Source organism: Bradyrhizobium sp. CAR08 (genome assembly GCF_052871955.1).
The window spans coordinates 166,240-179,717 of sequence record NZ_JBIXJX010000014.1 but is presented as its reverse complement, the minus strand read 5'-3'; the positions used below and the strand labels follow the sequence as shown (position 1 = coordinate 179,717).

Below are 13,478 nucleotides of genomic sequence, written 5' to 3'. Positions count from 1 at the left end.
CACCAGACTATCCCGTTCCGGGGCTGAGCGGAACCGTCCGATGACGATCGCGACAATGGTGCGGTACGGCGATGCTAGTACCAAGAGTCTCCGCACACATTGACCCATTGCCACCCATAGGGCGTCAAGCTCCTGCGCCAGCAGCCGTCATAGTAGCCGGCATAGATGAAAGGTGCTCCGAAGAAGAAGCGATGGTGGTGCCGGAAGAAGGCATGGCGGCCGATGAAGGGCCTGCCGTGCCAGCCGGAGCCAGCGAAGCGCGGCCCGATCGCCGCATGCGCGAAACGTGCACCGCCAAAGCCCGGGCCGCCGAAACGGGCGCCGCCCATGCCGCCGACGCGCATACCACCGAAGCCACCGGTGTGCATGCCGCCGCCACCGAAATGCCCACCACCGCCGAATCCGCCATGACCGCCACCGCCACCGCCACCGCCTCTGGCAAGCACCGGTGAAGCGAGCGCCATCACCGCTGCGATCGTCACCGCGGTGAGGCCTTTGAGAATCCTGTTGTCCATCGAAGCATCCTCCGTGCTGCGCGACAATATTCTGCCGCGCGAGGAGGATCAGATGAGAGGAAGGGACAGGCGCCTTCAACTTACAAACGCGCCAGATTCTGACGCGGAAGTTAGGGAGACGCTGCTCTCTCACTCCCTCGCCCCGTTCTTGCGGGAAGAGGGTGGGGTGAGAGCGGGGAGAGGTTAGAAGCTACGCCCGCTTGCCGCCGTTTTTCTCGGCCGCGCGGCGCAGCGCTTCGGCGAGCGCACCGCCGCCGGAAGACTCCTGCTGGCGCGGGGCCGACGACGTCATGCGGGACGGGTTACGTGAGCTGTTATCCCGCTGCATGCCGGGCGCGTCCTTCTTGGCGCCGACCTCGTCGTCGAGCCGTAGTGTCAACGAGATACGCTTGCGCGCGACCTCGAAGTCTAGCACCTTCACTTTGACGATGTCGCCGGGCTTCACCACTTCACGCGGATCCTTGATGTAGGTCTTGGACATCGCCGAGATGTGCACGAGGCCGTCCTGGTGCACGCCGATATCGACGAAGGCGCCGAACGCCGCGACGTTGGTTACGGTGCCCTCGAGGATCATGCCCTTCTTGAGGTGCTTGATCTCCTCGACGCCGTCCATGAACACAGCTGCCTTGAAGGCCGGACGCGGGTCGCGACCGGGCTTCTCGAGCTCGCGCAGGATGTCGGTGACGGTCGGCAGACCAAACGTCTCGTCCACGAAGTCTTTCGGCTTCAGCGTGCGAACGATGTCGCTGCTGCCGATCAGCGCCTTGATGTCGCTCTTGGTGGCGCTGAGAATCCGGCGCACCACCGGATAGGCTTCCGGATGCACACCGGAGGCGTCGAGCGGGTCCTCGCCGCCGAGGATGCGCAGGAAGCCCGCGCACTGCTCGAACGCCTTGGGGCCGAGCCGCGGCACGTCCTTCAACGCCTTGCGCGACTTGAACGGCCCGTTGGCGTCGCGGTGTGCCACGATGCTCGAGGCGAGGCCGGAGCCGACGCCCGACACGCGCGCGAGCAGCGGAGCGGACGCGGTGTTGACGTCGACGCCGACGGCGTTCACGCAGTCTTCGACCACGGCGTCGAGGGATTTGGCGAGCTTGGCCTGGCCGAGGTCGTGCTGGTACTGGCCGACGCCGATCGCCTTGGGTTCGATCTTGACGAGCTCGGCGAGCGGATCCTGGAGCCGCCGCGCGATTGACACCGCGCCGCGCAGGGTGACGTCGAGGCCCGGCAACTCCTCCGAGGCGAACGCCGAGGCCGAATAAACCGACGCGCCGGCTTCCGACACCACGATCTTGGTCATCTTCAAGTCGGGCAGGCCCTTGACGAGGTCGGCCGCGAGTTTGTCGGTCTCGCGCGAGGCGGTGCCGTTGCCGATCGCGATCAGCTCGACACGATGTTTCAGCGCGAGCTTGCCGAGGATCGCAAGCGCCTCGTTCCACTGCCGCTGCGGCTCGTGCGGATAGATCACGGCGGTATCCACCACCTTGCCGGTCGCGTCGGTGACGGCGACCTTGACCCCGGTGCGGAAGCCGGGATCGAGACCCATGGTGACGCGGGTCCCGGCGGGCGCCGCGAGCAGCAAGTCGCGCAGGTTCGAGGCGAACACGCGCACGGCCTCTGTCTCGGCCGCATTCCACAGCCGCATGCGCAGGTCGATGTTGAGATGCACCTGGATCTTGGTGCGCCAGGCCCAGCGCACGGTATCGATCATCCAGCGGTCGCCGGCGCGCTTAAGGTCGGCGATGCCGAACCGCTTCATGATCTTCAGCTCATACACACTCGGCACGCCCGGGGGCGATGGTTCGGCCTCGGCCTGGATCTGGAGATCGAGGATTTCTTCTTTCTCGCCGCGGAACATTGCGAGGATTCGGTGCGAGGGCAGCTTCGTCAGCGGCTCGGAGAACTCGAAATAGTCGGCAAACTTTTCGCCCTCGGTTTTCTTGCCGTCGCGCACCTTGGAGGTCATGCGCGCATTGGTCCACACCTCCTCACGAAGCGCACCGATCAGGTCGGCGTCTTCGTCGAAACGCTCGACCAGGATGGCGCGGGCGCCGTCGAGTGCCGCAGCAGCATCGGCAACGCCCTTCTCGGCATTGACGAAGGCTTCGGCGACCACCTTCGGATCGTTGGTGGGCTCGGCCATGAGCTGATTGGCGAGCGGCTCGAGGCCGGCTTCCTTGGCGATCTCGGCCTTGGTGCGGCGCTTCGGCTTGAACGGCAGATAGATGTCTTCGAGGCGCGCCTTGCTGTCGGCGGCGAGAATGGAGGCTTCCAGCGCCGCATCGAGCTTGCCCTGCTCGCGGACCGATTCGAGGATGGCCTTGCGGCGGTCCTCGAGCTCGCGCAGGTAACCCAGGCGCTCCTCCAGCGTGCGCAATTGTGCGTCGTCGAGCGCACCGGTCGCTTCCTTGCGGTAGCGGGCGATGAAGGGAACCGTGGCGCCGCCGTCGAGCAGCGCCACTGTCGCCTCGACCTGCTCCGCCCGAACCCCAAGCTCCTGCGCAATTTTCTGGTTGATATTTACCACGCGAGAACCCCTCTATCCAAGCACGCATCGCGGAGGCGAACCACCGGCTGCGGGACGCCGCTTATGGACCAATCGGGGTTGATTCATCAAGGTGCGGCGGACGACCGTCGACAAGGGATTTTTTGTCGAAGGGATTTTTTGTCGAAGCGATGCGATCTCGCCACAATCGTGGGTGCTACGCAGACGGCGCACGTCCTGCTGTCGTCCAGGCGTTCGCCCGGACGACGACGGGGATTGCCTCGACACCTTGACAGGCGCCCCGGTTCAGCGGCTGTTTTGTCTGCCGGACTCCTGAACTTCATGTGAGGATTATAATGCGGACGACATCGGTCGGCGTCTTCAAGGTCGCCACCAGAGGCCCCGGCGACGTCTCCGGATTGATGAGCATGATCGGCTCCGGCGCGATCGATCCGGCATCCATCCTGGCGATCCTCGGCAAGACCGAAGGCAACGGCGGCGTCAACGACTTTACCCGGGAATATGCCGTTGCCGCGCTGTGCACGGCGCTGGCGCCGCAGCTCGGGCTGTCGCCGCAGGAGGTCGAGCAACGCATCGCCTTCGTGATGTCGGGCGGCACCGAGGGCGTGCTCAGCCCGCACATCACGGTGTTCACGCGCCAGGACATTCTACAGCGCCCGGCAGGCCTCTCCGGCAAGCGCCTGAGCATCGGCATGGCGCACACGCGGGATTTTCTCCCTGAAGAGCTCGGCCGCTCCGCTCAGATCACGGAGACAGCCAAGGCCGTGAAGGCCGCGATGGCGGATGCCGGGATCGCCGATCCCGCCGACGTCCATTTCGTGCAGATCAAATGCCCGCTGCTCACCAGCGAGCGCGTCGAAGCGGCGAATGCGCGCGGTCACAAGACAGCGACGACCAGCGCCTACAGTTCGATGGCCTATTCGCGCGGCGCTTCCGCACTCGGCGTTGCGGTCGCGCTCGGCGAGATCGCAACCGGCGTTCGTGATGAGGACGTGCTGCGACGCTACGATCTGTTCTCGAACGTCGCCTCGACCTCGTCCGGGATCGAGCTCATGCATAACGTCGTCATCGTGCTCGGCAATTCGATGTCCTCGACGAGCGAATTCGAGATCGGGCATGCCGTGATGAGCGATGCGATCGACACCGCGGCGGTGCTTGCGGCGTTGGAGAGCGTTGGGCTCCGTGCCGGGCAACAGACGACGACCGGCAGCAAGCTTGTCAACATCTTCGCTAAGGCCGAGGCCTCCCCTGATGGCTGCGTGCGCGGCTTCCGCCACACCATGCTCGAAGATACCGATATCAGCTCGACACGCCACGCCCGGGCTGCCGTTGGCGGGTTGATTGCCGGCCTCGCCGGCACTGGTGCGGTCTACGTCTCCGGCGGCGCCGAGCATCAGGGCCCAGCCGGCGGCGGCCCGGTCGCGGTGATCGCAAAGTTCTCCAATTGATGCGCGCGCATGCAATTCGGGATTACCTCTCCATCCGGCGCAACCCTGCCCTTCGCGCCGCTCAGTTGATTAAAGTGTTCCTGTGCGAAACTAAGATGGCGGCGCACGAAGAGGTTTGGATCGCATGACTTTCCCGATGAGCTGGAACGAATGGGCGCAGCACGATGGCGTGGGGCTGGCCGCGCGCGTCCGCAAGGGCGAGCTCACGGCAAAGGAGTTGGCGCGCCAGGCCGCCGCGGGCGTCGCCAAGGTCAACCCGGCACTGTCGGGCGTGGTCGAGCTATTCGATGACGTGATCGCCGATCCGGCCAAGGACGGCGCCAATCTCGCCGGCCCGTTCGCAGGCCTGCCCTTCCTGATGAAGGACCTCGGCCCGACCATGAAGGGCCGGCTCCAGGAGATGGGCTCGCTGTTAATGCGCGGCAATCGCGCCAGCGCCGACACGTTCCTGACCGGCAAATTCCGCCAGGCCGGACTGAACCTGATCGGACGCACCACGACACCGGAGTTCGGCGTCTGCAGCTCGGCCGACAATCCGGCCGTCTATGTCACGCGCAATCCCTGGGACACCGACTACACCACCTGCGGCTCGTCGGCCGGGAGCGCCGCAATGGTCGCGGCCGGCGTGGTGCCGATCGCACACGCGACTGATGGCGGCGGCTCGATCCGCATTCCCGCCGGCGTCAACGGCAATATCGGCTTGAAAGTCTCGCGCGGCGTGTTCTCGCTCGCACCGCACATGTCCGATCTCACCGGCCTCGTCTCGATCCAGGGCTGCCAGTCGCGCTCGGTGCGCGACACCGCCGCCTTCGTCGATCATGCAAGGGGAGCGGCGCCCGGCGAATTCATGCCGTTCTGGACCACAGCGCAGCCCTATTCCGAGATGATCAAGCGCGATCCGTCAAAGCTTCGTATCGCGCTGTCGCACACCTGGGGCGACTACACCGCGACGCCCGAGATCGCGGCCGAGCTGGCGAAGGCCGGCCGCTTCCTCGAAGGCCTCGGCCATCACGTCGACTACGCCCTGCCCGAACTCGACTTCCGCGCCGCGTTCGAGGCGCAGACCACCTGCTACATCTCGAATTTTGCCGTGGTGATCTCCAACATGCTCGCCGCGCGCGGACTGGAACGGCCGCCGGAAGATCTCATCGAACCCATGAATATCCGGATCTGGGAAGCCGGCCGGCATACGAGCTTCGCCGAGCGGGCGAAGATGCAAGGCGTGTTCAACACGACCTCGCGCGCCTTCGGCGCCTTCTTCGAGCAGTGGGACGTGATCCTGACCCCGATCACGGCGCTGCCGACGCCGAAGGTCGGCACCCGGGAATATCTCACCATCTCCGACAACCCCGACGTGCTCGACTGGTTCGGCAATCTTTGGCGCTTCTTCGCCTTCACGCCGCTCGCCAATCTCTGCGGCATGCCGGCGATCTCGATGCCGATGGCCACGCAGGACCACGGCCTGCCGCTCGGCATCCAGGCGATTGCGAAACAGGCCAATGACGGCCTCCTGCTGCAACTCGCCGCCCAGATCGAGCGCGCGCTCGACGGCAAGTGGAACGACGGCAGGAAGCCGAAGGTGCATGTGAGCTGAGCGAGTTGATCGCATTAACTTGCGATCCGCGAACGGCCTCAGTTCTTCACCGAGGGAATTTCCTCCGGCCGGGGCTGCTGCTGGCCCTGCTGGTACATTGCCAGCGCCTTTTCGAGCGCTTCGCGCAGAGCCAGCGCCGCGGCCACGCTGCAACGCAGATGCGCGGTCTGGACCACGTCAACCCTGACGGCGGCGCCGACCGGCATCAGAAGGTTCGCCGCAAGCTCGATCTGAATCGCGCCGTTGTGGTGGCCGAAGCAGGAGGCACCGTCGAAATAGATGATCGGCGCCCGCTCCGAGCTCGATGTCGAAATGATGACGGGCCCCTGGCTGGTGGCGGGCGTTTCGGGATCGGCCATGGGCACTCCTTACGGCTGGTCGAACGAACGAGGCGCCCACCATCGTTGCTTCGGCCCGCCCTGTCGAGGCCAAACCGCCCCCGGCACCCGCCGTGGGACGCGCATCCGGGGTTTTGCGCCGCGCCCGCCACTGGTCTAGAACGTCCTCATGTCCCGCTCACCGACCACACTTTCGTTCGAGGACCTCGCCGAGGCGATCAAGGGTCGCCGCTCCGATTACGGCCAGATCAGCGGGCTCCAGCTCGACCGCTTCGCACCGCGCGAAGCCTGGTCCAGCCTGCCCTACCGGCCGGTCTTTGTCGGTGACACCGAGACCAGCGTCCTGCATGGCGGGGTCGTCACCGCGATGCTGGACGAGAGTTGCGGCATGGCGGTGCAACTCGCGCTGGACGGCACAAGCGCGATCGCGACGCTCGATCTGCGCATCGACTATCAGAAGCCGGCAACGCCGGGCCTCGACATCAAGGCGCATTCGGTCTGCTACCGCACCACGCGTTCGATTGCCTTCGTGCGCTCCACCGCCTATCAGGAGTCCGAGGACGATCCGGTCGCGACCGCGACCGCCTGTTTCATGATCGGCGCCAACCGCACCAACATGCTCGCGGATCGCAGGATGGATTCGCCCGGCATCCCGAGGCTGGAGGCGCCGGACGATCCGGAAGGCCCGTTCGCCAACAGCCCGTTCGCACGCTGCCTCGGCATTCGCGTCAACGACGACGGCACACTGACGATGCCGTTCTCGCCAAAGATCATCGGCAATCCGATTCTGCCTGCGATCCATGGCGGCATGACCGGCGCCTTCCTCGAAACCACCGCGATCTTCGGAGTGGCCCGTGAACTCGGCGCCACCGCACTGCCCAAGCCGATCGGACTGACCGTCAACTATCTGCGCTCCGGCCGCGCGCTCGACACGTTCGCCAACGTCTCGATCGTGAAACAGGGCCGGCGCATCGTCGCCTTCGAGGCACGGGCCTGGCAGGACGATGCGAATAAGCCGATCGCCACAGCCTTCGGCCATTTCATGCTGCGGCCGACGCCCGGAAACGACGAGGAATAGGCGCATTTTCCCTTGACGGCCAAGGTCTGGGCCACAACGATAGCGCGTCCCCTCACGAGAGGTATTGGCTTGCGGCATCCGCTCGACATCATCGCCATGTTCGCCGCGCTCTGGCTGCTGGCAGCGATGGTGCTCGACGCGCTGACGCCGAAGGAGCTGACGACGGTGATGATCGGCATCGCCATCGGACCCGCCGTCGTCATCACCGCCGTGTTCTACTATCTGCGCTGCCCGCGCACCGATTTCGCGGTGATGTTCGCCGCGCTTTGGCTGATCTCCGACATCGGCATCGCGTTCATCTCGCCAACGCAGCTGCCCCACTTTCTGATCGCGCTCGGCTTCGTGCCGGCGCTGCTGATCGGGATCGTGCTGCACTGGCAACGCTTCCAGCGCCGCCATGAGCGGCTGCCCGTGCCATCGGTCAAGCGCGGCTAGCGCGGCAGCAAATTGGTCTTGGCGAGATCGACGACCTCGTCGCCGCGGCCGTTCATCACGGCGCGCAAGACCCAGAGGCTGAAGCCCTTGATCTGTTCGGGCGTGATGGTCGGCGGCATCGACAGCTCCTGCTTGGCGGTGACCACATCGAGCAGCGCCGGTCCGTGGTGGGCCAGCATCTCCTTCATCGCACCTGGAAGCTCGCCGGGATCCTCGACCCGCCTTGCGAAGATACCCATCGCGCGCGCCATCGCCGCGAAGTCTGGATTCTCCAGATCGACATTGGTGTCGACGAAACCGGCCGCCTTCATCTCCAGTGCGACGAAGCCGAGCACGCCGTTGTTGAAGATGACCACCTTCACCGGCAGCTTCATCTGCGTCAGCGTGATCAGATCGCCCATCAGCATGGTGAAGCCCCCGTCGCCGGAGAGCGAGATCACCTGCCGGCCGGGCTGCGCGGCCTGCGCGCCGATCGCCTGCGGCATGGCGTTGGCCATCGAGCCGTGCACGAACGAGCCGATCAGCCGGCGGCGTCCGTTCATCTCGAGATAGCGCGCGGCCCACACCGTCGGCGTGCCGACATCGGCGGTGAACACCGCATCATCGCTCGCATGGTCGCTGATGACCTTTGCCAGGTATTGCGGATGGATTGGTTTGCTGCCCGGCGTGCCCTTGGCGAGCGAGTCGAGGCCTTCGCGCGCCTTCTTGTAGTGCGCGATCGCATCGTCGAGGTGCTTGCGCTGCGTCTTGGATTTCAGAAGCGGCAGCAGCGCCTCGAGGGTGAGCTTGACGTCGCCGACCAGGCCGAGGTCGATCTTGCAGCGGCGCCCGAGATTTTCCGGACGGATGTCGATCTGCGCGATCTTGGCATCGGTCGGGAAGAACTGCTTGTAGGGAAAATCGGTCCCGAGCATCACCAGCGCGTCGCAGGCGTGCATGGCGGCATAGCCGGAGGAGAAGCCGATGAAGCCGGTCATGCCGACATCGTAGGGATTGTCGTATTCGACATGCTCCTTTCCGCCCAGCGCATGCACGATCGGGCTCTTCAAGGCTTCCGCAAGCTGCATCAGCGGCGCATGCGCGCCGGCGCAGCCGCGACCGCAGAACAGGGTGATGCGTTCGGCGCCGTTCAGGAGATCCGCAAGCGCCTTCAACTCATCCGCCTGCGGCACAACCTTCGGCGCCGACAGCGCAAGGCCACGCGCCGTCGACAGCGCGCGCTTGGGTGGGCTGCGGAAGGCGACGTCGCCCGGCATGGCGACAACGGCGACGCCGCACATGCCGACTGCCGCGCGGATCGCGTTTTCCAGCACGTAGGGAAGCTGACTCGGATCGGAGACCAGCTCGCAATAATGGCTGCACTCGCGGAACAGGTTTTGCGGATGCGTCTCCTGGAAATAGCCGCTGCCGATCTCGGCGGTCGGAATTTGCGCGGCGATCGCCAGCACGGGAACGCGGCTGCGATGGGCGTCGAACAGGCCGTTGATCAGATGCAGATTGCCGGGACCACACGAGCCCGCGCACACCGCAAGGCTGCCCGTCATTTCCGCTTCCCCGGCGGCGGCGAAGGCCGCGACCTCCTCGTGCCGGACATGGATCCATTCGATCGTGCCGCGCCGCCGCAGCGCTTCGGTCAGCGCATTCAGACTGTCGCCGACGATGCCGTAGATGCGCTTGACGCCAGCCTGTTCGAGCGTTGCCACGAACAGATCGGCTACATTGTTGATCGCCATGTCGGTCTCCTGATCTCGCTGGTGCAGCAAGATAGGATAACGTGCGACCGTGACGACATCACGGCTTGTTTATTGCCGCTTCAGTCTTTCGCAATCGCCCGATCGTAGGCCGCGATCGTCAATTTTGCGCGAGCGGCAACGTCCGTTACCGTCATGCCGGGCTTGTAGAGGTTGGAGCCCAGCCCGAACGCCGTCACGCCACCCTCGATGTACTCCGCGAAATTCTGGTCGGAGACGCCGCCGACGGCGGCGATCATCACGCCGGCCGGCAGCACGGCGCGGATCGCGGCGATGCCGGACGCGCCGAGCACGCTTGCCGGAAAGAACTTCAGGCCAGAGGCGCCGGAGCGCGCGGCCAGCAGCGCCTCGGTCGGCGAAAACACGCCCGGCAACGTGACCATGGCGTATTGGTGCGCACGCGTGAGCACCTGCGTATCGACATTCGGCGAGACCATCAGCTTGCCGCCGACATCGTTGAGCCGATCGACATCCGCTGTGGTCAGCACCGTGCCGGCGCCGATCAGCACGCCGGCCGGCGCGAGCTTGACGGCGGTGGCGATGGAGCGGAACGGATCGGGCGAGTTTAGCGGGATCTCGATCGCGGTCATGCCGGCCTCGATCAGCACGCCGACGATGGCCTGCGTTTCCTCGGGCTTCACGCCGCGCAGGATCGCAAGCAGTGGCCGCTTCATCGCCGGAAAGGGAACGCACATTTCAACAGTCCTCTCATTTCGTCCAGATCGCGGCAGCCGCCATCGACAGACCGCGGCGGACCGCTTCATCGGCATCGACGGGGTTCACGGTGACCGACAACGCATCGAAAGCCAACGTGTACAGCATCGCGAGCCGCCCCGAGGCAATCAACGTAATGCCTGCTTTCGGCACGGCGCCGGAGAGCCCGGCGGCCAGCTCGATGCCGATCAAAGTGCCCGACAGCGTTTCGCGCGCCGCGGCCGGTGTGCTCCCGAACAGAAGCTGACGCGAGCGCGCGCCGAACAGAAAATTGGCCGCGAACGACGGCGCCTCATACGCAGCTCTCACCGCCGCCTTGAAGCTCGCGACGTCCTCGGCGTCTTCGGCGCCTGCGACCGCAAGCGACAAGATCGTCTCGCGCGACACAACGCTGAAGAGCTCGCCGGTCATGAAGGTGGAGAAATGCGCGATCGTATCGTCCTTCAGGCGTACCCATTTCGAATGCGTGCCGGGCATGCAGACCAGCGCCTCACCTGCGGCATCGAGACCAAGCGCGCCGAGCAGCTGCGTCTCCTCGCCGCGCATCACGTCCGGCGCTCTTGTATCGCGCTGCGCGATACCCGGCAGGATGCGGATATCGCGTGCTTCGCCCGGCACGTGCGCGGCCTGCTCCAGGACGGCCGCGAGCGGCGCGGGTGTATCGACATATCCGGCTTCGACCCAGCCCGTCTTGGCGCCGGCCATGCCGCAGACCAGAACCGGCAGATGAGCTGGTGCTTCGACGGCGGCAAGATGGGATTGCAGCACGGCCGCGAAGCCGGTCTTTGCCGCCGCCAGCATGCCCTCGCCGCTGCGGCGTTCGGCCAGCACTACGCCGGTACGATCGATCAACCAGAGCCGGAAGCTGCTGGTGCCCCAGTCCACCGCGACGTAAGCGGGTTCGGTCATCTCGGTTCTCGTCCTCGTCTCACCGGCAAGACGCCGTCTCGCGACAATGAGACGACGGCCCGCAAATTCGCCACGGGATATCGGCTATTGCCGCCGCAAACCAGCGTTTTCTCGCGGGACTGAGCCGCTGTAGCGCTGGCACACCGCTTGCGGAGCGGTGGCACACCGCTTGCTCAAGCAACCCTGCTCACGTCCGTGAACCGCGCAATAAGACGCGTCAACATCAGATGAGGAAACCCATGGAGATCGGCTATTTCACGATGCCTTCGCACCCGCCGGAGTGCGGCCTGAAGGAAGGGAACGACTGGGACCTGCAGGTCATGCGCTGGCTCGACGAGCTCGGCTATCAGGAGGCCTGGGTCGGCGAGCACCATACCGCGCCCTGGGAACCCAATCCCACGCCCGATCTGCTGATCGCGCAGGCGCTGATGCAGACCAAGAATATCCGTATCGGGCCGGGCGGCTTCCTGCTGCCCTATCACCACCCGGCCGAGCTCGCCAACCGCGTCGCCATGCTCGATCACCTCTCGGGAGGTCGGCTCAATTTCGGCGTCGCGGCGAGCGGCCTGCCGAGCGACTGGGCCATGTTCAATGTCGACGGCATGAGCGGACAGAACCGCGACATGACGCGCGAGGCGCTGGAGATCATTCTGAAGATGTGGAGCGATCCCGCGCCCTGGACCTACAAGGGCAAATTCTGGACGGTGACCAAGCCGGACACGATGTTCGACTTCTTGAAACCCCACATCAAGCCGTTGCAGACGCCGCACCCGCCGATCGGCGTCGCTGGGCTCTCGAAGAACTCGGACACGCTGAAGCTCGCCGGCGAGCGCGGCTTCATTCCAATGAGCCTCAACCTGAACCCGGCCTATGTCGGCAGTCATTGGGATTCGGTTGTAGCCGGTGCCGCTAAGACCGGGCGCAAGCCGGACCGGGCCGATTGGCGGCTGGTGCGCGAGGTGTTCGTCGCCGATACCGACGAGGAAGCGTGGCGGCTCTCGACCGGCGACATGATGGGCCGGATGATGGGCGAGTACTTCCTGCCGCTGCTCGGCCATTTCGGCTTCAAGGACTATCTGAAGCACGCGCCCGACGTGCCCGATAGCGACGTCACCGTCGAATATTGCGCCAAGCGGAACTGGATCGTCGGCTCGCCAGCGACCGTCGCCGAGAAAATCGAGAAGATCTACGAGGAGGTCGGCGGCTTCGGCGTGCTGCTGGTGTTCGGCTTCGACTACAAGCACAAGGCTGAAGCCTGGCATCACTCGCTGTCGATGCTGAAGAACGAGGTGATGCCGCGCCTGAAGCATCTCGGCTCCGCGAAGAAGGCGGCTTGACCCGGCGCGGGTGCGGCGCGATCGTGCCGCACCCACATCCATTTCGGAGATTTCCGCGTGACGGTGGACGCCAGTGCTTTCGACGCTAAGAATTTCAAGCAGGCGATGCGCCAGTGCGCCGGCGCGGTCGCGCTGGTGACGGTCGGCGCCGAGCACGGCAAGCGCACGGGGCTGACGGTGACCTCGGCCTGCTCACTGTCGGACTCGCCACCATCCCTGATCGTGTGCGTCAACCGCAACGCCAGTGCGCACGCGCGCATCCGCGAGGAAGGCGCGTTCGCGATCAACTTCCTGCACGAGGACCACGCCCTCCTGGCGCTTACCTTCAGTGGCCAGAAGGGCGTCAATGGCGACGACCGTTTTGCGTTCGGGGAGTGGACGCGCGGGGTGACCGGCGCGCCGGTGCTGAGCGATGCGGTCGCCGCATTCGACTGCGTGCTGGCGCAGGAATTCGAGACCAAGACGCATTCGATCTTCGTCGGCGAGGTGCGCGGCGCATCGCATTCCGACGGGGCGGCGCCGCTCGTGTATCTGCGCAGCAGCTTCCACGCCCCGCGCGAAATCCGCGGCACCGTAACAGTCGGCGACCTCGACTCGCGACATCTGAGCTGGAGCGATTTTTCGTAGAGAGCGCCAGCAGGCTCGCTGCCGCTCCCGTCTCCCCTTGCGGGAGAAGGTGGCGCGAAGCCCCGGATGAGGGGTATCTCTCCGCGGACTCAGAAGCAAGAGAGTCAAGTGCGGAGAGATACCCCTCGCCCGTCTCGCCGCGTTCGCGGCGAGCCGCCCTCACCCGCAAGGGGAGGGGGGAGAAAGAAGGCTACTGCGTCGGCTCGTTCGTCAACTGCTTGTTCAT

12 protein-coding genes are annotated in these 13,478 nt (G+C 65.4%); 6 read left to right on the top strand and 6 right to left on the bottom strand.

The window, feature by feature from the left end:
• Nucleotides 1–74 precede the first annotated feature (74 nt).
• Entirely contained in the window at nucleotides 75–515 is a 441-nt protein-coding gene (locus ACIPUD_RS27650; RefSeq protein WP_018453653.1) for a hypothetical protein, read from the bottom strand.
• 190 nt (nucleotides 516–705) lie between these two features.
• A complete protein-coding gene (locus tag ACIPUD_RS27645) occupies nucleotides 706–3,042 on the bottom strand; it encodes a Tex family protein (protein WP_018453652.1) in 2,337 nt (778 codons plus the stop codon).
• Between the two features lie 314 nt (nucleotides 3,043–3,356).
• On the opposite strand from ACIPUD_RS27645, the gene atzD reads away from it, so the two are divergent.
• Together atzD and ACIPUD_RS27635 are read left to right on the top strand one after the other, a co-directional pair.
• Complete coding sequence (atzD, locus tag ACIPUD_RS27640; protein ID WP_247296127.1) at nucleotides 3,357–4,469, top strand: cyanuric acid amidohydrolase; 1,113 nt, start codon at nucleotides 3,357–3,359, stop codon at nucleotides 4,467–4,469.
• A gap of 124 nt (nucleotides 4,470–4,593) precedes the next feature.
• Nucleotides 4,594–6,063 carry an amidase gene (locus tag ACIPUD_RS27635; RefSeq protein ID WP_085384401.1) on the top strand — a complete coding sequence of 490 codons (1,470 nt, stop codon included), beginning with the start codon at nucleotides 4,594–4,596 and terminating at the stop codon, nucleotides 6,061–6,063.
• A gap of 38 nt (nucleotides 6,064–6,101) precedes the next feature.
• On the opposite strand, the gene ACIPUD_RS27630 is transcribed toward ACIPUD_RS27635, so the two are convergent.
• The gene (locus ACIPUD_RS27630; RefSeq protein ID WP_027565258.1) at nucleotides 6,102–6,422 is read right to left on the bottom strand and encodes a hypothetical protein; all 321 of its coding nucleotides are present in this window, start codon (nucleotides 6,420–6,422) and stop codon (nucleotides 6,102–6,104) included.
• A 148-nt stretch (nucleotides 6,423–6,570) separates the two neighbouring features.
• Here ACIPUD_RS27630 and ACIPUD_RS27625 point away from each other — a divergent pair, with 148 nt between their 5' ends.
• Nucleotides 6,571–7,479 carry a PaaI family thioesterase gene (locus ACIPUD_RS27625; RefSeq protein WP_446481895.1) on the top strand — a complete coding sequence of 303 codons (909 nt, stop codon included), beginning with the start codon at nucleotides 6,571–6,573 and terminating at the stop codon, nucleotides 7,477–7,479.
• A 69-nt stretch (nucleotides 7,480–7,548) separates the two neighbouring features.
• Nucleotides 7,549–7,914 carry a hypothetical protein gene (locus ACIPUD_RS27620; RefSeq protein ID WP_166517536.1) on the top strand — a complete coding sequence of 122 codons (366 nt, stop codon included), beginning with the start codon at nucleotides 7,549–7,551 and terminating at the stop codon, nucleotides 7,912–7,914.
• Here the strand turns inward: ACIPUD_RS27620 and poxB are convergent.
• The 3 genes from poxB to ACIPUD_RS27605 form a co-directional block, all read right to left on the bottom strand.
• Complete coding sequence (gene poxB, locus ACIPUD_RS27615; protein ID WP_085349586.1) at nucleotides 7,911–9,647, bottom strand: ubiquinone-dependent pyruvate dehydrogenase; 1,737 nt, start codon at nucleotides 9,645–9,647, stop codon at nucleotides 7,911–7,913. The two genes, ACIPUD_RS27620 and poxB, sit on opposite strands and share 4 nt — an antisense overlap.
• Before the next feature lie 80 nt (nucleotides 9,648–9,727).
• Nucleotides 9,728–10,360, bottom strand: a complete 633-nt coding sequence (locus ACIPUD_RS27610; RefSeq protein WP_018453644.1) for a 2-dehydro-3-deoxy-6-phosphogalactonate aldolase — start codon at nucleotides 10,358–10,360, stop codon at nucleotides 9,728–9,730.
• Between the two features lie 13 nt (nucleotides 10,361–10,373).
• Nucleotides 10,374–11,288, bottom strand: coding sequence for a 2-dehydro-3-deoxygalactonokinase (locus tag ACIPUD_RS27605; protein WP_018453643.1), 915 nt, complete (start codon nucleotides 11,286–11,288; stop codon nucleotides 10,374–10,376).
• 239 nt (nucleotides 11,289–11,527) lie between these two features.
• Between ACIPUD_RS27605 and ACIPUD_RS27600 the strand changes: the two genes are divergently transcribed.
• Both ACIPUD_RS27600 and ACIPUD_RS27595 read left to right on the top strand, forming a co-directional pair.
• Nucleotides 11,528–12,625, top strand: coding sequence for an LLM class flavin-dependent oxidoreductase (locus tag ACIPUD_RS27600; RefSeq protein WP_085360501.1), 1,098 nt, complete (start codon nucleotides 11,528–11,530; stop codon nucleotides 12,623–12,625).
• A gap of 57 nt (nucleotides 12,626–12,682) precedes the next feature.
• Nucleotides 12,683–13,252, top strand: coding sequence for a flavin reductase family protein (locus ACIPUD_RS27595; protein WP_204512308.1), 570 nt, complete (start codon nucleotides 12,683–12,685; stop codon nucleotides 13,250–13,252).
• Nucleotides 13,253–13,478: the final 226 nt, after the last annotated feature.

Excerpts from the sequence above, each read along its gene's own strand:
- ACIPUD_RS27650 (WP_018453653.1), bottom strand. The coding sequence starts at position 515 with ATGGACAACAGGATTCTCAAAGGCCTCACCGCGGTGACGATCGCAGCG.
- atzD (WP_247296127.1), top strand. The coding sequence starts at position 3,357 with ATGCGGACGACATCGGTCGGCGTCTTCAAGGTCGCCACCAGAGGCCCC.
- ACIPUD_RS27635 (WP_085384401.1), top strand. The coding sequence starts at position 4,594 with ATGACTTTCCCGATGAGCTGGAACGAATGGGCGCAGCACGATGGCGTG.
- ACIPUD_RS27630 (WP_027565258.1), bottom strand. The coding sequence starts at position 6,422 with ATGGCCGATCCCGAAACGCCCGCCACCAGCCAGGGGCCCGTCATCATT.
- ACIPUD_RS27625 (WP_446481895.1), top strand. The coding sequence starts at position 6,571 with ATGTCCCGCTCACCGACCACACTTTCGTTCGAGGACCTCGCCGAGGCG.
- poxB (WP_085349586.1), bottom strand. The coding sequence starts at position 9,647 with ATGGCGATCAACAATGTAGCCGATCTGTTCGTGGCAACGCTCGAACAG.
- ACIPUD_RS27610 (WP_018453644.1), bottom strand. The coding sequence starts at position 10,360 with ATGTGCGTTCCCTTTCCGGCGATGAAGCGGCCACTGCTTGCGATCCTG.
- ACIPUD_RS27605 (WP_018453643.1), bottom strand. The coding sequence starts at position 11,288 with ATGACCGAACCCGCTTACGTCGCGGTGGACTGGGGCACCAGCAGCTTC.
- ACIPUD_RS27600 (WP_085360501.1), top strand. The coding sequence starts at position 11,528 with ATGGAGATCGGCTATTTCACGATGCCTTCGCACCCGCCGGAGTGCGGC.